This is a genomic window from Niallia sp. M35 (assembly GCF_050971705.1).
Classification (GTDB): Bacteria; Bacillota; Bacilli; order Bacillales; family Cytobacillaceae; genus Niallia; species Niallia circulans_A.
Window position 1 is genome coordinate 1 of sequence record NZ_JBPCEP010000030.1, and the last position, 23,619, is coordinate 23,619.

The following is a 23,619-nucleotide window of genomic DNA, read 5'->3' on the forward strand; positions in this document are numbered from 1 at the left end:
AGCACTTTCTTGGCCTAAACGCTGACTTATCGCTGCCTCTCTTACTGCCTGTTCTACTTGTTTAACCACTTCCGGCGGCATTTTCGGATTATTAATTATCGTTTCTTTTACCGTTTGGATGGATTTTTGTAGGTTTGGCTCTTGCTTTATTTGGTCTTTTACTTTATTCAATTCCGTAGCAGACTCTTGTAAATTTCCTGTTTTTATATTAGTCAATACATCCATTATTTTAGTTTTGGCTATCGATTGCAGTTTTTCAGAATCTTGTATAGCTTGTGTAATACTTTTTATATGCTCTTTCGATATCCGTGGATTTTCGCTTATTTTTGTACGTAATAGCTCTATTCCTTTCTGAATATCCGCTTCCGTTTCGATTGAAGAAGATAATTCACTTATTAATTTACTCAAAGCATTATTTGGTTTTGAACTAGTTTCATTTTTTAAAGCATAGACTGTATTATGATGTTCTACTTGATTTTCCGATAAATTTTTTTGAAAATTAGGGTCTATCGCATTAGCTATTTTTGTAATGATATCATTTAAAGGCTCTCCATTAACTGCTGCATGAATAGAACGTAAATTAACTGCTGATATCTCTAGATTTTTGCTTGCCAGAGCACGTATTGAAACTAATTTTTCATCTATTGTTCCTGTTTCATCTTCCAAAAATGCATTTAACTGAACTAATATATCTCTATTTATAGTAGTCTTTTTTCCTAAAATAGCCGTTGCCATTCTTAATTCATTTTTACTTTTTTCTGAAATACTCATATCTTCTATCATTTTCTCTGATGAAGGATTCGATGGTAAGTCAGGAGTTTTAGTGGTGTTTGTTTTAACTTTTATTTCACCACCATCCATATCACTAATTTGGACAGAAACTCGATTTTCCTTGGGAATCGTTTCTTCAAATTTCACATTAAAGTCTTTTCCTTTAATTTGGACAACCGCTTCAGTTTCTGAAATCCGAGATTTAATTTGGGCATTATATGTTTCATTTTTTAAAAGCTCTAATTGTTTTTCATTGGTTGTTACATTGGATAGTTGGGTTTTATTAGATATTTGCATAATAACACTCCCATAAAATACATTCTTCTTACTATATCGGCCCAATGCTTTCTAACTTTATTTATTCAAGAAAAATGGTAAAATTTAATTAAAAAAGTTTAATAGAAAAATAATTCTATTAAACTTTTTTAATTATTCTACCTTTTATCTAATACTCGATAGGCTGATTTATTTCGTTCTTCAATTTCTCTTTTTCGTTCTTCTTCTTTTTCCATCACATTGAGATCATTCTGTATTCCTGATAAACAAGAATGACACAGCTTCCCTTCGCGAATAATCGTTCCACACTTGGCACAAGGATATCCAAGATTAGGGAATTGGGCAAGCTTGATTCTGCCTTTTTTAATAAATTTATAAATCAACGTTCTTTCTACACCAGTTGCTTCGACCACATCATCCATCTGTGCTGTGCGATTCTGCTTTTTGCGAATATATTGGTATACTTTTTCATAATCTGCTTCTTCTTGTTTATAGCATTTCAAACACACATCTCGAATGTTATTTAACACATATATATCGCCACAGTTTGGGCAATTCCCTAGTTCAGCCATCTATGATTCCTCCTCATCTTGCAATCGTAAAGGAAGTGATGGACTTTGCTCCCGCTTCCTTTAGCACTTTCGCTGCATTTCGTAACGTTGCACCTGTAGTATATATATCGTCCACCAGAACAATATCTTGAGCAATAACAGCCTCTTTCTGCTCTATTTTAAAAATATTTTCTATCTGTAATCGTTGTTTCCGTGTTTTTTTCGATTGTTTTTCACTATGTGTGCGCACAAGACCATTTACGTAAGGAACTTTTGCATAAAAGAGAACTGCCTCTACTTGATTAAAGCCTCTTTCGTACAAACGTTCGTCACTTAATGGAATGGGCATCACCACTTTATTTTTTCCGAAATCCTTCGGTAAAAATGAAACGAAAGCTGCAGCAATTTGATAGTCCCCTCTATATTTAAACCGTGCAATCGTTTCTTTCAAAAAATCATTGTACAAAAATAACGATTGGTTGGATTGCAGTATTCCTTTCCATTCCTCTACGCCCTCCCACTTTTGACAATCATGGCACATACCATCCTTAATATGAACAGATTCCAGCAACTGCAGAGATCGGCCACAAGTTCGGCAAGTATCTCCCTTTATTACTGCTAACTTCTCTTTACAACTGGCACATAAATAACATTCTGGTTCTTTTGAGAAAAGATAGGTCCAATTAAATTCCGGTATAACTGGTGCTAAACAAATCACACAAATCATAATAGAAGCATCCCCTTCTCTCTTGCTTCCTGATTGCTACTCTTAATTTGCTTTCGTGCTAATACCATATTATTTGTTTTTCCATAATGAAAAAAAGTTATCGTTCCATCTGGAAATTCCTTTTTCCTCCCTACTCTTCCCGCAATCTGTACAAGGGCACTCTCTGTGAAAATCAGATTTTCTGCTCCTAACACTGCAACATCTACATTTGGAAAAGTGACGCCCCTTTCTAAAATCGTTGTGGTAACAAGCAAATTCACTTCTTTATTACGCATTTTTAGTACCTTTTCCTTTCGATCAGGATCTTCGGCATGAACTGTTTCAATCGTATCAACAATTGGCTGCAACAGCTTTTTTACTTTTTCCATATAATGAATTTTCGGCACGAATAAAAGCATTGGTTTATTGTGTGGAACCCGTTTTCGAATCCAATCAACTAGCATGACAGGCAGCTTATCCTTTTTCAAGCCCTTTTCCCAATTCCCACACCATTGAAAATCTGGAACAGGCAACGGATATTGATGGAAGCGTGCTGGAATAGTCACAGAGTGTATTTTGTTATGCTTGCACTTTTCTTGCCAGCCTTTATTGGGAGTCGCCGTTAAATAAATAAGTGTCGATTGTTCTTTCCTAGCTTTTTGCACAGCGTATTGAAGCGATTTATCGACGGAATATGGAAATGCATCCATTTCATCCAAAATAATGAGGTCAAAGGCTTGATGGAACCGGAAAAGTTGGTGAGTCGTGCTAATGGTTAGCGGACTATACTGATGACGTTCTTCACTACCACCATAAACAAGCAGTACCTTTATTTCCGGAAAAACTTCCTGCAGTCGCGGAGCCAACTCGAGGACAACATCTGTACGAGGAGTAGCAATACATACACGTTGATTATTTCGCAGTGCTTTTTCAATTCCTTTAAAAAGAATTTCCGTTTTCCCAGCGCCGCAAACTGCCCAGATAAGGAGCTCCGATTGTGCCTCGATAATTTGCTCCATTTTCTCTGATGCCACTTGCTGTCCTTGCGAAAGCCTGCCGCTCCATTGTAAAGTGATTTTTGATGTTTCTTGATCTCGTTCTGGTCCGTTCCATGTAATTAATGGGGTACATTCACTTATTCTCCCCATCATGATGCAATTTCGACAATAAGTGCAGTGTTCCTGACAGCGCTCGCAGGGAAAAGTAGCAAATAACTCCTGATTTTCATTGCCACAACGCATGCAAATATATTTATTGCGTGCTTTTTTCTCCACACCTTTCCTATATGAGCAATAACCATTTTCGTAATGTGTTTGGATTTCTTGTTCAGAGAAGGGGAGTTCAGCTAGTAGTAAAGCTTTACCTTGGAGCGTGGCTTGGAGTTGTGGATTAAATGGATAAGCTCTATTAAGCGACGGCGTTATCAGTTGATTTTGGGAAGCATTTGAGATTCGGAAAGAGTGAGGGGAATTACTTTTCGTTGGGAGTAATATATTGTCCTTTTGATAAAAACGCATTATTTTCCTCCTAGTTCTGATTTACATCAATTTAGAAAAAATGTTTTCCGTCCCATAGGCGTTAATCATGCGGAATAAAGCATTCATCACCTGGCAAAAAACAAAGTGAAAAATCCACGTCCTTTCCCCCCTGTATCCTGCCAACTTCCGTTGATAAATGGAATATTAGGATGATGAGCTCTATTGCTCGAGAGCAATGCCTCTAAGTGGAGCGCTCGATATGGATATTCAATTGGTTTACGATTAACTGCTCACTTCCTTTCTTTTTTATACTGAATTTATTCTATACTGCCATTTGAATTCCTGCCTATTTGATAAAAAAGGACTAGTGAATAAAACCAATTGCTTTTGTTTACTAAACTGCAATTTGGTAACTACATAATTTAAATTTTTTATCGTTAGTCGATATAAAATATAATACCAATTTTCAGTTTTTATATTAACTGGTAATAAAAAAGGAGTGTCGTTATGCAAATTAATCTTTTGTTTGAAGGAGCAGTAAAAGAACAATTTAAGCAACAAGTATCGACCAATACAGATGTACTAACGGGGCAGCCACTAGGTGGGAAAAAGGAAATTGAAGTAGAGCGTGACGGAAAAGCTTTTACTTTAAGATTCTCTGATGAAATCAAACACCTAAAAGCAGCGACAGATGAAGAAATTGCACAAATGTTTACTCAGCAAGTAGAGGACCCATCTGATATTTTTTCATATCGTCCGCGAGACCAATGGCTTATTTTCAGTCAATATTTAAATGATAATGGTATCTTTGATGGGAAGAATGCGAAGGATATTGAAGAAATTGAAAATCTACTTGTAGATATAACGGATGGCTTAGATAATTTAGATATTGCTACACCAAAAGGCCGAGATATAAAATCTGGAAGCAAACCTATTACACAGCAATTAACTTCTGCTGAGGCACAATTAGAACTTGCCTCTTCAACAGCTGCATTACAACTATTTAGTGAGAAATATGTTACAGGCGATGCGAAAGAGGGCTTTCACCAATTGATTGAACAGTACACAAAGCGAAATGAAAAACGTGTATTGAGTTATAAGTCAATCGAAGAAAAATTTTATCAAGGGCGTGCGAAGATTTATGAAACACGACATATGGATGCATCTTCTTTAAATGCCAAACAAAAAAATAATTTATCGATTACAAATAAACTAGGCAAAATCACTTATACAGAAGCAGAAATTTCCAAAATGATTGAAGGTTATAAAGAAAAATTCGGAATGCTTCAAAATAAATCGGATGTTGATGTCCTCATTGCTAAATTGCAGGATGAGCTATCGAAGTTTGTTACAAAAGGTATTTCTAAACAAGATAAAGACTACGAAGCAGCAAATAACTTCGTTAAAGAGAAAACAGCAAAAACTTTTGAGCGCATTGCAGATTATTGGAAAAAATTATTATAATAATATACAACACCATACAAAATAACGTTTCCAAATCAAAGTTTGGGAACACCCCCAAAACCCGTAAACGTTGATTTAACAATGTTTACAGGTTTTTACATAATGGAAGATTTCAAAAGCTTCCGAGAGCAACAAATGGAGATTAATAAACAGCTGATTGAAGAAATCCTTGATCAGCATGAATACATAGAGAAGCGCTTATAAGAGAGGTACCGGTTGCTCGTAGAATCGATGAGCCAAACGCTGGTGGCTCGTAAAGAGATTACTACAGCTGAGAATACGGAGAAGAAAAAATGGTGGTATTTTGGAAGATAGGGGAAGTTTAAAAATACCACCTTGTCGATCAAGAAGGGACCTTGAGCCTAGTCAAGTTCTTACAGCGGTACTGGACTGAATGTAGTAAGGGAGGATACAAAGCTGTAAATGCTTGACTAACACGATTTACAAGCTAGTCATGACGAAGGAATGAAAAGGGGCGCTCTTCCCCGTTCATTTTTCCTTGCGACTTCTACAAAAAAATCCCGATTCTTTTCCAAGAACCGGGATTCCAAACAGCATTTATTATCTTTTCTTTATCCAGCCAAGTCCCATTGATCCTTCTCCTAAGTGTGTACCAATAACAGCACCAAAGTAACTTAAAGAGAATTCGATATTGGGGAATTCTTGTTCTAATTCTGCTTTCCATTCTATTGCTTCTTCTTCACGATTACCGTGGATGATGGCAGCGTAGTAGCTACCTCCATTCGTTTCTTCGCGGAGAAGTTCGACAATTCGCCTCATTGCTCTTTTTTTTGTGCGGATTTTTTCAAATGGGACGATTATTTTATCCTTAAAATGCAGCAATGGCTTTACCTGCAGGAGACTGCCGATGATTGCTTGAGCACTGGAAAGTCGGCCGCCTCTTTGGAGATTGGATAGATCATCTACCATAAAATAAGCGTTGCTTGTTTGTTTTAATTCGTCCAGAATGGGTATGATTTCTGCTGCGGTTTTCCCTTGTTGGACTAATTTGGCTGCTTCTATTGCATAGAAGCCTTGAACCATGCAGCTTATTTCTGTATCAAAAGCAAATACTTCAATGCCCTCGACCATGTCTCCAGCAGTAATGGCTCCTTGATAAGTGCCGCTGATTCCACTTGATAAATGAACACTTATTACTTCATCATAATTCTTAGATAGTTCTTCAAATAGCTCTACAAATTTTCCAATAGCTGGTTGAGAAGTAGTAGGCAGGTCCATCTTTCTAACTGCTTCATAAAATTCAGATGCAGTTAATTCTCTTTCCTCCTCATATACTTCTGACCCTAAGAAGACTGTCAAAGGGATCATATATATATTGTACTTCTCCCTCACCTCTTTAGGAATATAGGCCGTACTATCTGTAACAATAGCTGTTTTCATGCAATTAGTTACCTTCCTTATCTATTCTTTGTATACATATTTTAACTAAAAAAGTTTATTAGCATTATCTATTAATTCTATTATAATGCACATAAAGAGGAATTTATATGGAATTTTAAATGGCAAGGAACTATTATAACAGATTTTTCACTTTATAGGTTGATTAGAATGGCAATAATTCTTCCCTATCACTTCCTCTAATTCTTTCGCATTTTCATATAATCGCAAGGAAAACACCAACTTCACAAAAATAGAACTATTCGTTAAAAAAAGGAGTTTCCTCAAACCAACAAGTGATTTAGGTAACCCCTTTTTTCTTAACGAACTTCTACCCAACCGTTTTTAATAGCAACAACTACTGCTTGTGTACGGTCGTTCACATTCATTTTTTGTAAAATATTACTTACATGGTTTTTAACCGTTTTTTCACTAATAAATAGTGCCTCGCCGATTCCTCGGTTACTTTTTCCATCAGCAAGAAGCTGTAAGACCTCACATTCACGTCTTGTTAATAAATGCAATGGTCTTCTTATTTCTACTACTTGAACATGATGTTCATCCGAATTTGCATTCTCTAATGCTAAACGGCGATATTCATTAACGAGATTATGGGTTACTTTCGGGTGTAAATAAGAACCTCCATCTGCTACTACTTTAACTGCTTCAACTAAAGCATCTGCATCCATTTCCTTAAGCAGATAACCGCTCGCACCAGTTTTTAGGGCATGAGTTACGTAATTTTCATCATCATGAATAGATAGGATAATAACCTTTGTCTCTGGAAATTTCTCTAGTAATTGTCTTGTTGCCTCTACACCGTTAATGGTAGGCATATTAATATCCATGATTGTTACGTCGGGTTGGTATTCTTCGATTAGCTGAATAGCTTGTGTACCATCGTCGCCTTCCGCTACTACTTCGAAACTCGATTCGAAGTCGAGAATTCTTTTTACCCCTTCTCTAAATAATTGGTGATCATCAATAATAACTATCTTTGTAGTCAACTGCTCCGCCTCCCTTATTTTCTTTAGGCTTTCGTCCCAATGTTATTTTTGGTAGGAAAATGAAGTTCTCGCTTTCCTATCCAGACAAGTATCCTCCACTCCATTCAACGCAAAAGTGTTAAACATCATTTTGGTTAAAATAACATACTTCTAGAAAACAGTCATTTTTATCATCTAATAGGAACGTTGATCATAATAATGGTTCCAACTCCAAGTTTGGAATCAATGGTTAATTCCCCATCCAGTAGTTCTACTCTTTCTTTCATCCCAATTAAACCAAAGGATTCTTCTTTTTTCTCATTCTTATCGAATCCTTTTCCATTATCCTTAACTAAGACGATAACTTGCTCCATTCGTAATTCTACTTTTACGGAGATTTTAGATGCTTCTGCATGCTTTAAAGCATTTTGGACTGATTCTTGAACTAAGCGAAAAATGGCAACTTCATATTTGCTTGGAAGTCTTGTTTCTTTTCCGATGGTGGCAAACTCAATTTTAATTGATTCATGATACTCTTCTGTTGTTTTCAAATATTTTTTTAGCGTCGGAATAAGACCTAGGTCATCTAAAGCCATTGGACGAAGATCATAAATAATTCGTCTTACCTCATATAATGCACTTCGTACCATCACTTTTAAATTTCTGATTTCTTCAAAGGCCTCTTTCGCCCCATGCTCTTTATATATTCTTTCCACTAAGTCAGAGCGCATCATTACATTTGCCATCATTTGTGCAGGACCATCGTGTATTTCTCGAGAAAGTCTTTTTTTCTCTTCTTCCTGGGCACCAATAATTTTCAGACCGAAATCCTGCTTTTGTTTGGCGTCTTCGATTACTTCGCCAACTTGCTTTAAATCACTAACCAAATAATTCATCACGACAGAAATTTGTGTGACCAGATGTTCTGCCCGCTTAATTGTTTCATCTAGCCCTAACAATCGCCGCTCTAGATCATCGCGGCGTTCTCGATACTGCTTTTCTAGGTGCCGATTCATGCTCAAATCCATTTGCAGTGTATGTGCTCTTTCATAAGCTTCGCGTACTTCTGCTTCTGAGTATTCATTAAAATGCTTACTCACTTCTGATAAGCGTTTACGGGCAAACCGAGACTGGATTTCTAGCTTGTCTCCTTTTTCTATCGTTTCTAATACAAGAACTTTCATTTCTTTTAATTCTTCGGTAAGGGTTTCATAATCTTGTCGACATTGTTCTCCAATACGAAAAATTTCATCTTTGCTTGAACCAACGGTTTTAATCATTTGTTCTACAATATAATCTAACGTTTTTGTGTCAAATTTCCTTATCAACATATTTAATTCCTCCAAAAAGGCTAAAACCCTTCCAACATCCATTCTTATTTTAGCTTGAAAGTTAATAATATGTTTAATTCATCGAAAAATAAATTAAAATCGTTATTTAGACATATATCCCCCTATATAAAACCATGTCCGAAGACCTATTAACATCAAGAATTACTGTGAAAAAGTATGTAAAAATGCAATAATATAATCTTATCCTATTCTAAACCAAAAAAAAAGTAAAAGAAAATAGATAGATAACGGCGCCTGTAATCAAAGACTCGTAAGCCTCTCCATGAAATATAGCCCATACCATATGTAGCGGGTCTTTTCGAGCATGGAGTTTTACTTATTATATCATGCTTGCTAAATCGCTATATTAAGATTTGATTACAATGCGAACAATAATTGAACAATAAACAATGTCGAATTATAATGAAATAAGACTAATTATCGATTTTCTACTATTTTTTTATAGAAAATGGTTACAAAAAAAGCTTATATAACGAACAAACCAATATTAGTGGAAAGAGACACAAAGAAAGGAGCTGCCCATATGCTTCCTTCCTATCTTACTGTGCCTAGCTACGGAGAATATGAACTAATTATTCAAAAATCACGCTTTATTGCTCATATCGCTCGAACAGAAACAGAAGAAGCAGCACAGGCTTTCATAGGAGAAATCAAGAAAAAACATAAAGAGGCAACACATAATTGTTCTGCTTACTTAATTGGAGAGCATGATCAAATTCAAAAAGCAAACGATGATGGGGAACCGAGTGGCACCGCAGGAGTACCAATTCTTGAGGTCCTGAAGAAAAAAGGACTGAAAGATACAACAGTCGTTGTTACCCGTTACTTTGGTGGGATTAAGCTTGGTGCAGGTGGGCTTATTCGTGCTTATGGAAAAACAACCTCTGAAGGATTAGCAAATATCGGTATTATCGAAAGAAAGTTAAAGCAAATAATCAGTGTATCCATCGAGTATCCCTTACTTGGTAAAATAGAAAATGAATTACGTTCAAAGAACTATGAAATTAAAGATATCCATTATTTAGAAAATGTCGAAATAGATGTCTTTGTAGATTCTGATGAGGTGGAGACTTATAAGGATTGGATAACTGACTTGACGAATGGACAAGGTATTATAAAAGAAAAAGCCACCTTGTACGCTGAAACCCTCATTTGAATTTTTTACAATTAATACAAAAATATACCTGGTATAGAAATAAACTACTAATTTACGTTAAAGAGTGATAGAGGTAAGATAGTATGTATGATTTCATTCCGCTATTTCTTAATTCAAAAAGGAGAAACTTATGGCAAATAATACAAGAGAGACTTTAATAAAGGATACAAAGAAAAAGAAACGAAAAAAAATTAAGCTTTTTATTTTTGTCCCATTGCTGGTTATTATCTTAGCAGGGATTGGTTATGGAGCTACCTTATATTCAAAGGCAAAATCAGTGGCTGATGATTCTTACGAGCCAATTGACCGTGATTCTAAAAGGGATACAAAAGTAGATCCAAACATTGATGACGTTTCGATTTTATTCATTGGAGTAGATGATAGTAAGAAAAGATCGAGCAAATCCGGCACAACCCGTTCTCGTTCCGATGCTCTCATGCTTGCTACTTTAAATGAAAAAGAAAAATCCGTTAAATTGCTGAGCATCCCACGTGATTCCTATGTATATATTCCGGAACGCGGCTATTCTGATAAAATTACCCATGCCCATTATTTCGGCGGAGTTTCATCAACTTTAGACACAGTGGAAGAATTGCTAGATATTCCTGTTGATTATTATGTAAAAATGAATTTCGATGCCTTTATGGATGTAGTAGATGCATTAGGTGGAATTGATGTCGATGTTCCAGTAACATTTACAGAACAAAACTCAAAAGATAAAGCAGGCGCCATTCATCTTGAAAAAGGTTATCAAGAATTGGACGGCGAACAAGCACTTGCCCTTGCACGAACAAGAAAAATCGATAACGACATTGAACGTGGGAAAAGACAACAATTAATTATGCAAGCCATTATGAAAAAAGCAGTCTCTATCGAAGGGATTACCAAATACTCAAAAGTGATGGAAGCGATCGGAAGCAATATGACAACAGACTTATCATTTAGCGATATGCAATCTTTAATTGCATATGCAACTGCGGATAATGGTTTACAAGTGGAGACACTAACGCTAGCTGGAACTGACGGCCGTGTCGATAATAAATACATCTATCAATTGGATGAAACAGCATTAGCAGAAACAAAATCGATTCTTCAGCAACATTTAGGAATCACTAAAAGTCTTCAATCTGACTCCAACAGTACAACGGATACAGATACAACAGTAGACACTGAATCAAATACTAATACTAATACAAGCACTACAACAGACACTTCTACTTTAAATTAATCTTTATACCTGACATACACTTATCTTCTGGTGTATGTCTTTTTTTGCAAAAAATTTATACTTCTTCTGCTTACATCTATATTTGCCTTCACTCGACTTCTATCAAAACTATTTACCTCTTAAAATACCAGTATTACCCACGAAACAATAGTATAAAAGTATGATAGAATCATACTAGCTTCATGATGAAAGAAAGTTTTACTCTTCTCTCGTTCCAATGGTTTCAATTAAATTACAGATCTACATCAATTAAATAAAAGGAGCAACGATATTGAAAAAAATATTCTCATTGTTGTTATCATTCATCTTATGTATTTCTCTATTACCTACATTTGGACAGCCCACTTATGCAGCAAGCGGCAGTGAACCACAAGTACATGTTATGCTAAAAAATTATCTAGGAAACAAAACTCAAATTAGCATTGCACCATCAGGAACATATAAAACGACAGATGGAAAAATTTCCTTAAACAATACAACAGCCTATACCCTTAAAATAGAACAAGCTAAACTTAAGCTATATAAAGGAAGTACTTTTCTTTATGAAGCTGATTCATTAACATTTGCTCCATCCAATCCTGATGATTATCTAACAATTAACAATAGAAAATACAAAGGTTCTTTTACCTTTATGATGGAAACGATAAATGGTTCTAATTATGTTCGCCCGGTTAACACTCTTGGGATGGAAGAATATCTTAAAGGCGTTGTTCCGAGTGAAATGCCTGCTTCCTGGAATATAGAAGCTTTAAAAGCACAGGCAGTGGCAGCAAGAACATATTCTTGGAATTATGGCGGCAAAACCATTACAGATACAATCAGCCATCAAGTATATGGTGGCTTAAATGATTCCCATCCTAATTCAGATCAAGCAGTTGAAGCAACAACTGGCCAAGTCCTAAAATTTAATAATCGCTTAATTGACGCTGTTTTCTCTGCAAGTAACGGCGGGGTAATGGATTCGGCGAAAAACGTATGGGGCAATGATTTTGCTTATTTAGTAAATGCACAAGATTCGTTTGATACAAGCTATACATGGAGCTTCAATGTTCAGAAAGCCCAAATAAATATGCAAGATTATGATGTAGCAAACCCAGATGCTTGGTGGAATAAAGTTTCTGAAAAAGACAGCACCATTACAACGAATATAAAAAAATGGTTAAATGATAATGGATATAAGGATAAAGACATCAAAATTGTCGCTGTTCCTACCTTATCTTTTGATAACCCTTCTACAACGAAAAGAGTAAGCACAGGTTCTATCTCCATTCAATTCTATGTAAAAAATCAGAGAGATTCAAAAGGAGCACTCCTTTTACAAGAAATAAAACAGGCAAATGTGACAGCATCGAAAGTAAGAGCAATCATCGGCATAAATAATGTAAAAAGCTATCTCATTACAAAGAGCTCTTCTACTGTTGATACACACAGCATCGCTGGAAGAGGATATGGACATGGTGTTGGTTTAAGCCAATATGGAGCAAATAACCGCGCAAGTGCTGGACAGAAGTACAATACAATCTTAGCGTTTTATTATCCTGGAACACAATTAGTTACAGAATACAGTAAGACTGCTGCAATTACAGTTCCTGAACTAAAAGAAGGAAAAGCTGAATTTAATCAAGCAAACAATACGGTTAAAGTGGGCTTTACCCTAACAAAAGCAGCTAGTACTGTTGTAACAATTAAAGATAACGATGGAAACAGTGTTGCTACACTTTTAAACAATGGTGCCTTACAAGCTGGTAGTTACGATTATACTACTAATGCTTCAAGCTGGAATAATGGCAGTTACACAGCTGAAATAACAGCAACGGACATTGCGAATAATAAAGTGACAACGAACATTGCCTTCCAGGTCGCAAAAATAGAAGTGCCAACTATTAGTATTAGTTCCATCAAAACTGCATATGATCAGAAAGGCAATACTATTAATGCATCCTTCGCTATCAATCAACCATCTAAAGTAACGGTGACGATTTCGGACAGCAAGAATAAAGTAATGAAAACTTTAGCTAGCAATAAGTCTCTATCTGCCGGTACGTCCTCCTATAAATGGGATGTCCGTAGTGTAAAAGATGGCACTTATACGCTAACGATAAAAGCGGTTAATAATATAGGAAAAGAAAAAACAGAGAAACAAAATTTCACGCTTAAAAAAGCTGTTGCACCAACAATAAAAGATGTAAAAACAAGCTATGATACAGCAGGTAACAAGATAAAGACTAGCTTTAATATCAATCAATCAGCAACATCCACAGTAAAAATCTTGAATAGTAAAGGCAAGGTAGTTAAAACTCTAGCCTCCAATAAATCATTAAAGACAGGAATCCATTCTTTTACTTGGAGTGTTGGAAAAGCAGCAGACGGCAGCTACACTGTGTCTGTAGAGTCTGTAAACGGAAGTAAACTAAAGAGTACAGTTACGAAAAAGTTCACCTTATATAAAGTAAAGACAGGGACTGTAAAAGCTTCTAATCTTAATATTAGACAAAAAGCTTCCACCTCTTCCAAAAAGGTTGGTTCGATCCCAAACAATAAGAAAGTAACCATATACGCGAAAAGCGGTTCTTGGTACAAAATTAAGTATGGGAAAGTCACTGGTTATGTATCAGCACAATATGTGAAAAATGTGAAATAGCCAAAAAGGTAATTATTATATAGAGCACGGAGCATAGTCTCTGTGCTCTTTTTTATTCACTCCCTTAAATAATAGATAGAAAATCGAATTAAAAGCTTGCAAATTTGTACATACTATTTTTATTGGTATTAAAGTAGTTAAGCGAGGGATTGAAATGAAAAAGTTAAATATTTTCAATAAAGTTACTCCTGAACACTTAAAGCATTATGATAGTGAGATCTTTCATCTTGATGATGAAGAAGGAGAAGAAATAGATTCATTTTCTCTCAAGAAAGAGAATGAATGGATGTAAATGCATAATAATAAAAGTCGGGAATGTCTCCGTTATTAGAGACATTCCCGACTTTTATTATCATTATTTTTTTTCTGCTGAATATCTTATATCATTGATAAATTTTAAGATAGGTTTATAATTCTTCCCTACCAATCCTATTTTCTCTACGATTAATTCAATAACCAGCAATACTGTAACAATTAATAAAATGGCTCCCCACACCTTAGCTTGGGAAAAAATAACAGCAACTAAGCCAAAGAAAGAGGCCATTGCATAAATAATAATTACTGTTTGTCTATGAGTAAAACCTACATTTAACAAACAATGATGCAAATGCGATTTATCAGGCGCCATTAACGGCTGCTTATTCACTAAACGACGAATGATCGCAAAAAACGTATCGGAAATAGGAACCCCTAAGATAATCACAGGAATAACAAAGGAAATTAACGCTACATTTTTAAATCCGAGTAATGACATAACTGCTATTATATAGCCGAGAAATAACGCACCCGTATCCCCAAGGAAAATCTTAGCAGGATAAAAATTAAAGAATAAAAAGCCTAATGTGGCCGCTAAAACGATAGAGGAAATAGCAATTACATACCCATTCCCCATAATCATAGCCATTCCAGTAATCGTAAATAATGCGATACTAGAGACTCCTGATGCTAGACCATCTAATCCATCAATTAAGTTCATAGCATTGGTTATTCCTACAATCCACAGAATAGTGATCGGAATATCTAAGAACCCAAACTCCAATTTACCTCCAAAAGGAAGATTGATGAATTCTACCTGTACTCCACCCCAAACAACAACAATCACGGCTGCTAATGTTTGCGCTAGAAATTTCACTTTCGCTGAAAGATTATAAATATCATCCAGCATTCCAGTTACAATAATTACCGCACTACCAAGTAAAATAGGATAATGATAATCTTTATCCGGATTAATAATTAATGCTCCAATTAAAAAACTTATATATATTGCTAAACCACCCATGCGAGGCATAACTTTCTGATGAACTTTACGTTGTTCTGGTTTATCCATTGCTCCTAATTTAAATGCAAGCTTTTTCACTACAGGAGTAAGCAAGATAGAAGCGATAAAACATACAACAAGCATTATATAAATCATATAGATCCTCCCTAATGCCTTAATAACGCACATTTGTAGGCATCCGTCTTTCCTTACAATATCGAGATTTATTATAGCACATTTATGAGATACTTGGTCTCTATAATTTACTATCTTTTTTTACAATTATATTACATAAAAATAATTGCTTTGTTTACTATCATAATATAAGACGTATAAAAATCCAGAAGGTTTCAACTGATTAATACATTTTTCACCAATTATCGTTCGTTCAATAGAGTTAGTATACGATTTTTCATGTAAGAAAACAGTGACTTAAAAAAGCCACTGTTTTCTTTCTATTTTCCAACATTCAATCCTAAATTAGAGTTAACGGTTGTATAAAAATGAAAGGATTTTTTATCTAATACTTTTTGATGAGGATCTATTCGGCTTATACTTACTTTTTGATAATCATTATATTTAATAAAGATTCCATAGCTTCCTTTTGCTAGCTGTATTAATGCTGAGTTAGGTAAAAATGTTTCATAGAGATACTCTTCAGCTTTCGAAATAGAGAAGGAATATTGATCGTCTGGATTGCTTCGATTTCGAAAAATTAATTCATTTAAATTCTCCGTATAATCTCCATATACATAGAATTTAAATGTATAACCATCTTCTTGGAAACTTCCGTCCTTAAAGAAAGCTGCCATTGATACTCTTATATGTTCATATCCTTCAACAGGAGTGATCATATATGGTAAGTTATCATTAACAATAACTTCCTTCACTTTTTGACTTTTATCCCACATAAATAATTTCGCTATTTTGTCAAATTCACCATTTAGGTACATTTGATAAGCAGATTTATTGATATGATGGAAAAATTGATTTGTTATATCATATTTTAAATCCTTTGTTGTTTCGACTACCTCTGCAAATTTTTTAAAATAGGCACTCTTATTTTTGCTTTTGAAAAAATGCTGTCTATTAAAAAATCTTGTAATACAGTCAAACTCATATAATCTATTTAAAATCATTTTTTCTATTTGTTCATCCAATTGCTTTGCTTTAACATAGTTAATAACTTTAATATTCGTATCCATTTTATGCATGATATCAGTTTGTTTCGTTAGTGAAGCATTATTTTCATCCAAACGATTTAAATAGTAAATCGTTTTGGTTGTAGTGGAGATGGCACTCGCATGGACTAAAACATCGATGAAAAACTGCTTGTCCTCAGCAAATTTCATTTCTGGATACTTAATATTATTTTCCTTTAATAAAGATGTTTTTACCATTCTTGCTCTTGGTCCTAAATGTTGAAAGATATGGGGAATTGAAGTAGGAAGTACACTTCTTCTTTCCATGCATGATTCATGTTCTCCAACAATCTTTGTTGATTTGCTTTCGACCTGAATCGTTTTCCCCACCACATAATCATCATTTGTTTCTTTTAAAATAGAATACAATGTCTGTAAACCATCTTCTTCTAACCAATCATCTGCATCTAAAAATGTCACATATGGAGAAGTAGATAATTCTATTCCTAAATTCCTTGGATGTCCAGGCGTACCGGTGTTCTTTTCCAGAAAAACAACTTTAATACTATTTGGATATCTTTTAGCATAATCTAGCAGAATAGGTCGTGAATTATCAGTCGATCCGTCGTCTACAAGGATATATTCCACTTGATTAAAATCCATTGTTTGATTAATGACAGATTCAACCGTTTTCTTTATATTTTCCTCTGCATTATATACCGGAGTAACAACTGTAACTAATTTGTCCATTTTCTTCTTAAATATTCCTAAAATGTTTGCTTTTTTTTCATATACATAGTATCCATCCGTGTTGTAATGAATATTATTCTCTCTTTCAAAGCTATTTCGGTTATAGGATTCAGTCATTCCATTAACCTCCCCAATCCATATGTATTTTCCAATATATAAATTACTATTATATCTATCATTCATCATATACCAAGAAAAAGTAATTTTCCATTATTATTCCACATATTCTACGAACTAAAACAAATTTACACAAATAAGAAACCGCCTTATCTGGCGGTCTATATTTTTCCAATATATTCGGGATCACTTTGCTTTTTAAAGCCCTGTTCTCTAAATTCCCTTTTTTCTTTATCATTCATCTTTTTATACTTAGCTAAAAATTCTTCATAGGCAGGGATAACTTCATCAATTTTCCCTTCCATTTTCAGTTGACCATGTTCTAACCATATTCCCTTTTGACAGAATTTTTTCATCTGGCCAATCGAATGACTGACAAAGAACATCGTTTTTCCATTTTTTTTGAATTCATCCATTTTCGCTAAACACTTTTCAGCAAAAGCTTTATCTCCTACAGATAATGCCTCATCAATTATTAAGACATCTGGATTTGTATTTACCGAAATGGCAAAGCCTAGACGTGATTTCATCCCACTAGAGTATGACTTCACAGGCTGATCAATAAATATTCCTAATTCAGCAAATTCAATAATTCCTGGTTCCAGCTCTTTTATTTGTTCTTTCGAAAAACCAAGCATCAAACATTTCAATTCAATGTTTTCTCTACCCGTAAGTTCATTATTTACACCAGCAGCTACGGCAATTAAAGAGGCTTGTCCATCGATTTCTACTGTTCCCTCTGTCGGTGGAACAATCCCTGCAATAATATTCGATAGAGTAGACTTACCTGATCCGTTTACTCCGACAAATCCAATAACATCGCCATGATTTGCCTCAAAGTTGATATCTCTTAAAGCATAAAAAGGTTCCCCATAACTTTTAGGCAAGAAAATATCCTTTAATTTATCGCTGCTATTTTCATATAATTTATACCGTTTTGTTAAATTTTTAACAATAACTGATTTCTCCATTAAACCACTTCCAATTTTATAAAAAGTCAATAAAGTGTTTTCTAAATCTAACGTGCATATACGTTCCAACAAAAAGTAACACAAGTACTAAACTCCAGAAATAGATCGTAATTCCTAGATGCTCTGTGACAAACCAGCCTTGTCCTAAAAGGGCATAGCGATAACCTTCAATTAAATAATAAACCGGATTTATCTGCATTACTTTCTCAAATTTGTCTCCTAGATGATTAGCAGGCCACAAAATCGGAGTTAGATACAAAAGAACCCTCATTAAAGATTGTAAAAGCATTTGAAAATCTCTTACAATGGTAGAAATAGTTGAAGTTATTAATGCAAGCGCAAATAAAAACATAACTGCAGCAAATAAAAAATACGGAATCTGCAAATAGTATATGGAAATTGGATACCCAATAAATTGATATATAATCATTACTAGAACCATTAATAATAATTGTGGATACAATAATGACATAATGACATAAGAAGGTATAACACTTAATGGAAAATTCATCCTTGATACCATTCTTAAACGCGTGTAAATGGATTTAGAACTTTTCGTTATGGCAGGATATATAAAGAACCAAATCAAAATACCTGCAAGCATCCATATAAAATAGGGATAGGTTTCTCCATTAACACCTTTTACATCATGCCTTTTTTGTACAAATCCGAATACAAACCAATAAATCGAAATTTGGATTGCCGGATTGATTATTTCCCACAAGATCCCTAAATAGTTATTGCGATTAGCACTTTTTAACTCATAAAGGGATAATCTTCTAATTAAATGAAAATGATTAACTTGCTCTTTTAATACTTTAACAATAGAAGCCATTATCTTATAGAACCTTTCTTTAAGCTGTTCCCATTATCTATTCTCACCAAAATTAATGGGATTACACTATATATATTTATTTTGAGGAATACAATGTTTATTTCTTGTTTAAATTAATCATACGTTAGCATAAATTGCAATGCCTTTATTACTATACATCCTTTCCGCTTATTTTGAAATGAAATATTTCAACCTAGATCATACAATCTATCAAACATTATATAAAGAAAAAAGATAGATTTCAAACCTTATCATAAATACCTTTCATTCCACTACCGATAGAGGTAGTGACAGCAAGGTATTTATACTATCTTTACTACCCTATATTTTGAAAGTTTTAACCAATAAAAGGTATTGGTTAAAACTACGATTCACAACCTCAGCTTCAGGAGAGTTCGCTGAAACAACCTTCTTATCCATAAAAAGCCAAACAATCAACATGTAATTGTTTGGCTTTGACTTTAAATCCGGTCGGAACACTTGTATTCTGACCTTGTTAATTCGCTTTTATTTATATTTAGGTATCTCTAAATCCATACGATAAGAAGTTAACATATTATATAAATTATACATACTGCTTACTTGTTTGCTTGCCCATCCTATATCTGTAGCATATTGATGTACACCAGGTTTACTAGGGTTCCAGCGCATTTTATAAAGTGTGTCTTGTTTATATGTTGCATTATTAATATAATTCTTCCCTATAAACTCTGCTCCACCTATAATCGCTTTTTCTGGAGTATCCCAGCCCATCTTGTATGCATATTCAGATCCGCTCTTTACTGCAGAGCCATCCACTGCCCCGATACCATACATATTATATACTGTTTTCGGTGTAACTTTTTTTCCATCGACACTAGAAACTTTTATACCAGTTGCCAGACTTGAAGTTCCATTTCCAGTTTCTAATAAAGCATGGGAAATCAAATAAATTTCATTAATACCATATTTTTCTCCCGCTTTATTGAATGAACTTCCTTTTCCAGCTAGAATCCCTCTATTTTTAAGTATTTTATCATTTACTTCTTTTGAATTTAGATTCGCACTAGAAGATAATAATAAAAATTGTAGTTTCTGCTTGTTGTCATTCTCAAAATTACTTGGATTAATATAGTATTTAATGTCAGTTGGACTAGCGTTTACCCACGTATTATATTTAACTGTATACTTCGGTGTTATATCGGGTTTAACTTTCCCTACTGGCACCGAATATTTATAAAAGTCAACTTCATACCAGTATTTCCCGTCACTGTCTTTCTTAGCTGTTTTTGATAGAATGGTAACTTTATAATCTCCTTTAAAGGTACCTATAACCCAACTATTTTTGCTGGTCCCACCTCTAACATTCCACGTACCGCTCTTAACAAAAGCATAATCATTCTTGCTACTTACATATTCAAAGGCATCTTCTCTCATATATGCTTTATACTTTTTATCTGTTTGCGCATTTTTGCTAAGTTGAATATTCACAGCATCGTTTAATGAAGTTTTCAAGTCATTATAAGTTTTTGTCACTACTTTTGATTTTTCCATATCAAAAGAAAGATGCGCATCGCCGCTTCCCTCATAATATTTAATCACAAAAGTATGTTTCCCTTTTGGTAGATAGTAACCAATTACTTCTTTTGTTTTACCAATATTCCCATTCCAAGCATCGATTAGTACTTTTCCATCCACCTCAAGTACTGCTCCGTTATCTGCTTTCAGTTTAAAATTGTAATTACTGTTCTCCGTAACATTAAGCACTTTCTTGTAAACAGCCGAAAACTTGTTAGAAGGAATAGCACTATCAGGAGATCCTTTCTTCCAATTAAAATCGATATTATAGATTTTATTTAAAGAATCTTTTCCGCCAATAACAACATTTCTCTTTGAATCTGTTACCTTGTAAGAAGGTGATTGATTTTTGTTTATTACCTCTGGATAATACTCTGCATACCAAGTACCATCAATCATGTTTTGTTCATTATATGGCTGGATAGAGACTTGGAATTTAGCCGTTGATTTATTGTCATAGTATCTCACTTCAATCCAGTGAACATTATCGCCATTTACATTATCTATTTTTACCTTTGTTGCTTTTTCACGATAAGAACCATTTTTCCAATTATCAACGACAAGTTTTCCATCTATATACACTCTTACACCATCATCTGATAATCCTCTAATAACATATTCGCCTGCATCCAGCCTTTTAGCAGTCACATATTTTGCTGAAAAATTATCTTTATTGATTTTTGAAATCGGCGCATTTTTCCCATAATCCTTGGTAAGCGTATTAGAATTAGAATTATTGATTACATTTGATGTAACCGGAGCTCCAGAGAGATTTTTATTATTATAATAATAAGCTACCCAATTACCTAAAGGCTGGATATCAGCAAACGCATAAGCATTTCCTGTTTTCTCCATATAATCTGTTTGAATGATATGTTCTCCCTTTCCTGCTCCTTTAATAATTGCCTTATCAAATGTCCCACTAGAATTCTTCCAACGATCGATTACCGTCTTATTATCTAGTTTTACACGAATGCCATCATCTGCAAAAGTGGAAACAAAATAATCATTGTTTCCCGAAACTTTCCGTAAAAAAGAGGCGGAGAAATTATCTTTTGGCATCCCTGCTATAGGAGCATCTTTTTTCCAAAGATACTGGATGCTTGAAACTTTATTCTTTGAATTTAATCCACCTATAACTGTTCCATTGCCAGATAAACTGGTGTTAGGATAAAAAATATTCATCCATTCCTGGTTTGTAACTACTTGATTAATAGGCTTAATATCAAAATTCAATTTCGCGTTTCCTTTTTTCTCAAGATATTCCACTCTTATCCAATGAATGTTTCTTTTCGATGAATCTGCTTCATTAGTTCTATCGCTTATATTAATCTTATATGCGTCTTCCTTTGAATTCGCAGATGTCCAACGGTTGATAACTAATTTATCATCCACATAAACACGAATGCCATCATCTGCGACAGAACGGATTACATACTCACCTTGATTAAGCCTTAAGGCAGTTGTAAAGCTTGCTGAAAAATTATCTTTTGGTATACCAGACATTGGGGCATTCTTGCCATAATTAAAACTAAATGCTCCTTTGCCATCCCCTTTTAAAATGGTTTTATTTGCAGGGGCACCTTTTAAGCTAGTATTAGAATAATAGTAGCCAAGCCATTGTCCTAATGGAAGAACATCTGCATTTACAAACGCCTTACCTGTCTTTTCAAGATAATCTAACTGAAACACATTATTATTCTGATTTAGATTGGTGATTAATGCCTTATTTGCTTTACCTGAACTGCCTGTCCAGCGATCAAACAAAATGGAATTATTAATTTTCGCTCGTACACCATCATCTGCAAATGTATAAACAAAGTAATCCCCTTTATTTAAAAGCTTATAAAACGATGCTGAGAAATTGTCCTTATTGGTTGAAGCATTTGGCGCGCTTTTCCCCCAATTGTATTTAATATCTTTTATTCCTGTTGAAACAAAAGCGTTCCCTGAAACGTTTGTATTATTAAAATAGGACGCAAACCAAGTGGATGTTGATAATGCTTCTTGAACTGGTTTTAGAGAAAATTGCAAATAACTTTTTCCTGTTTTCTCTACATATTCAATTCGAATTTCATGGACATCCTTTCCTTGGCTATTCTCAATCTTTATTAGTCTAGTATCTTGAGAAACTCGATCACTATCGAGAACTAATTTCCCATCAATGTAGATACGTGTATCATCGTCATGCTTTGTTTGTAAAATATAATTTCCTGCTGGCAATTTTTTATAGGTAAAAAATTTAGCAGAAAAATGATTAGATCCAATTCCTTTAGCATTAGGCTTACCATACTGATAATCAAAGCTTAAATTGCCATTTTTATCTGGAGTAAATACTAAGGCATCTTCCGGATTGCCACTGAATTTTTCATTATTGTAAAAGTAACCAATCCATGAACCGAAAGGAAGCATATCTGCAAATAATACAGCATTTCCTCCGCCTTCATAATATTCAGTTTTTACGGTGTGATTGCCCGCAGATAAATTAGTCATTGGTGCTGCTGAGTAATTTCTACTTGAACTTGTCCAACGATCGATTTTCTTTTGATTATCCAAATACATTCTCACACCATCATCTGCATAGGTATGAAGAAAATAATCTTTTTGTGATTCCGAAATAGTTATATTTTTTTCAAAGCTAGCGGAAAAATTATCTTTGTTTATTCCGGCTATAGGCTCGTTTTTCCCCCAATTAAATCTTATATTGTTATACGATTTAGAAACAGGTGTTTCTGATAAGTTTTTATTATTGTAAAAATTGGAGGACCATGTATTTTCTGCTGCTTTTATGTTCGTTTGGGGTGACATTAACAACAAAAGAAAACATAAAAACAAAGCTGTACCTGCTATTCTCCAAAATACTCGAGTTTCTATTTCCCACTCACTCCTATCTATTTTTTCTATATTCTATTATCTAGTAAAATGGTAAATATGTTAAGAGGATTCGACAAATTTTCGTAGGTAATATTATCTATTTTTTAT

Annotated in this window: 16 protein-coding genes and 1 pseudogene; 5 read left to right on the forward strand and 12 right to left on the reverse strand. The window is 34.3% G+C overall.

The genetic code is table 11. The features are described from left to right. The 4 genes and pseudogenes from NiCM35_RS25835 to NiCM35_RS25850 all read right to left on the reverse strand — a co-directional run. A pseudogene (locus NiCM35_RS25835) lies at positions 1-1,068 on the reverse strand (hypothetical protein); the annotation flags it as partial. A 137-nt stretch (positions 1,069-1,205) separates the two neighbouring features. Then, the gene (locus NiCM35_RS25840; protein ID WP_095334308.1) at positions 1,206-1,619 is read right to left on the reverse strand and encodes a TIGR03826 family flagellar region protein; all 414 of its coding nucleotides are present in this window, start codon (positions 1,617-1,619) and stop codon (positions 1,206-1,208) included. 13 nt (positions 1,620-1,632) lie between these two features. Beyond that, positions 1,633-2,325, reverse strand: coding sequence for a ComF family protein (locus tag NiCM35_RS25845; protein ID WP_095334307.1), 693 nt, complete (start codon positions 2,323-2,325; stop codon positions 1,633-1,635). Beyond that, positions 2,322-3,821, reverse strand: a complete 1,500-nt coding sequence (locus NiCM35_RS25850) for an ATP-dependent helicase ComFA (protein ID WP_433780878.1) — start codon at positions 3,819-3,821, stop codon at positions 2,322-2,324. The genes NiCM35_RS25845 and NiCM35_RS25850 overlap by 4 nt, the downstream gene beginning before the upstream one ends. A gap of 468 nt (positions 3,822-4,289) precedes the next feature. Here NiCM35_RS25850 and NiCM35_RS25855 point away from each other — a divergent pair, with 468 nt between their 5' ends. After that, entirely contained in the window at positions 4,290-5,246 is a 957-nt protein-coding gene (locus NiCM35_RS25855; RefSeq protein WP_433780879.1) for a hypothetical protein, read from the forward strand. 561 nt (positions 5,247-5,807) lie between these two features. Here NiCM35_RS25855 and NiCM35_RS25860 read toward each other — a convergent pair. From NiCM35_RS25860 to NiCM35_RS25870, 3 genes are all read right to left on the reverse strand, one after another. Next, on the reverse strand, positions 5,808-6,647 hold the full coding sequence (locus tag NiCM35_RS25860) for a DegV family protein (protein ID WP_123258251.1): 840 nt from the start codon (positions 6,645-6,647) through the stop codon (positions 5,808-5,810). A 317-nt stretch (positions 6,648-6,964) separates the two neighbouring features. Then, entirely contained in the window at positions 6,965-7,651 is a 687-nt protein-coding gene (locus NiCM35_RS25865; protein WP_095334303.1) for a response regulator, read from the reverse strand. Between the two features lie 170 nt (positions 7,652-7,821). Further along, positions 7,822-8,961, reverse strand: a complete 1,140-nt coding sequence (locus NiCM35_RS25870; RefSeq protein ID WP_095334302.1) for a sensor histidine kinase — start codon at positions 8,959-8,961, stop codon at positions 7,822-7,824. Positions 8,962-9,505: 544 nt separating this feature from the next. On the opposite strand from NiCM35_RS25870, the gene NiCM35_RS25875 reads away from it, so the two are divergent. The 4 genes from NiCM35_RS25875 to NiCM35_RS25890 all read left to right on the forward strand — a co-directional run bounded on the left by NiCM35_RS25875 (position 9,506) and on the right by NiCM35_RS25890 (position 14,299). After that, positions 9,506-10,138 carry a YigZ family protein gene (locus NiCM35_RS25875; protein ID WP_123258253.1) on the forward strand — a complete coding sequence of 211 codons (633 nt, stop codon included), beginning with the start codon at positions 9,506-9,508 and terminating at the stop codon, positions 10,136-10,138. A gap of 130 nt (positions 10,139-10,268) precedes the next feature. Then, positions 10,269-11,366 (forward strand): LCP family protein, encoded by a 1,098-nt coding sequence (locus NiCM35_RS25880; RefSeq protein ID WP_172859593.1) that lies wholly within the window; start codon positions 10,269-10,271, stop codon positions 11,364-11,366. A 271-nt stretch (positions 11,367-11,637) separates the two neighbouring features. Continuing rightward, positions 11,638-14,007, forward strand: coding sequence for a SpoIID/LytB domain-containing protein (locus tag NiCM35_RS25885; RefSeq protein ID WP_371472766.1), 2,370 nt, complete (start codon positions 11,638-11,640; stop codon positions 14,005-14,007). Positions 14,008-14,161: 154 nt separating this feature from the next. Next, positions 14,162-14,299, forward strand: a complete 138-nt coding sequence (locus NiCM35_RS25890; RefSeq protein WP_163186423.1) for a hypothetical protein — start codon at positions 14,162-14,164, stop codon at positions 14,297-14,299. A 63-nt stretch (positions 14,300-14,362) separates the two neighbouring features. Here the strand turns inward: NiCM35_RS25890 and NiCM35_RS25895 are convergent, their stop codons facing one another. The 5 genes from NiCM35_RS25895 to NiCM35_RS25915 all read right to left on the reverse strand — a co-directional run bounded on the left by NiCM35_RS25895 (position 14,363) and on the right by NiCM35_RS25915 (position 23,472). Continuing rightward, on the reverse strand, positions 14,363-15,421 hold the full coding sequence (locus NiCM35_RS25895; RefSeq protein ID WP_123258255.1) for a glycosyltransferase family 4 protein: 1,059 nt from the start codon (positions 15,419-15,421) through the stop codon (positions 14,363-14,365). A 299-nt stretch (positions 15,422-15,720) separates the two neighbouring features. Then, positions 15,721-17,274, reverse strand: coding sequence for a glycosyltransferase family 2 protein (locus NiCM35_RS25900; RefSeq protein ID WP_095334297.1), 1,554 nt, complete (start codon positions 17,272-17,274; stop codon positions 15,721-15,723). A gap of 161 nt (positions 17,275-17,435) precedes the next feature. Beyond that, positions 17,436-18,245 carry a teichoic acids export ABC transporter ATP-binding subunit TagH gene (gene tagH, locus NiCM35_RS25905; RefSeq protein ID WP_433780880.1) on the reverse strand — a complete coding sequence of 270 codons (810 nt, stop codon included), beginning with the start codon at positions 18,243-18,245 and terminating at the stop codon, positions 17,436-17,438. 16 nt (positions 18,246-18,261) lie between these two features. After that, the gene (locus NiCM35_RS25910; RefSeq protein ID WP_095334296.1) at positions 18,262-19,080 is read right to left on the reverse strand and encodes an ABC transporter permease; all 819 of its coding nucleotides are present in this window, start codon (positions 19,078-19,080) and stop codon (positions 18,262-18,264) included. A 507-nt stretch (positions 19,081-19,587) separates the two neighbouring features. Beyond that, entirely contained in the window at positions 19,588-23,472 is a 3,885-nt protein-coding gene (locus NiCM35_RS25915) for a PA14 domain-containing protein (protein ID WP_433780881.1), read from the reverse strand. Positions 23,473-23,619 lie beyond the last annotated feature (147 nt).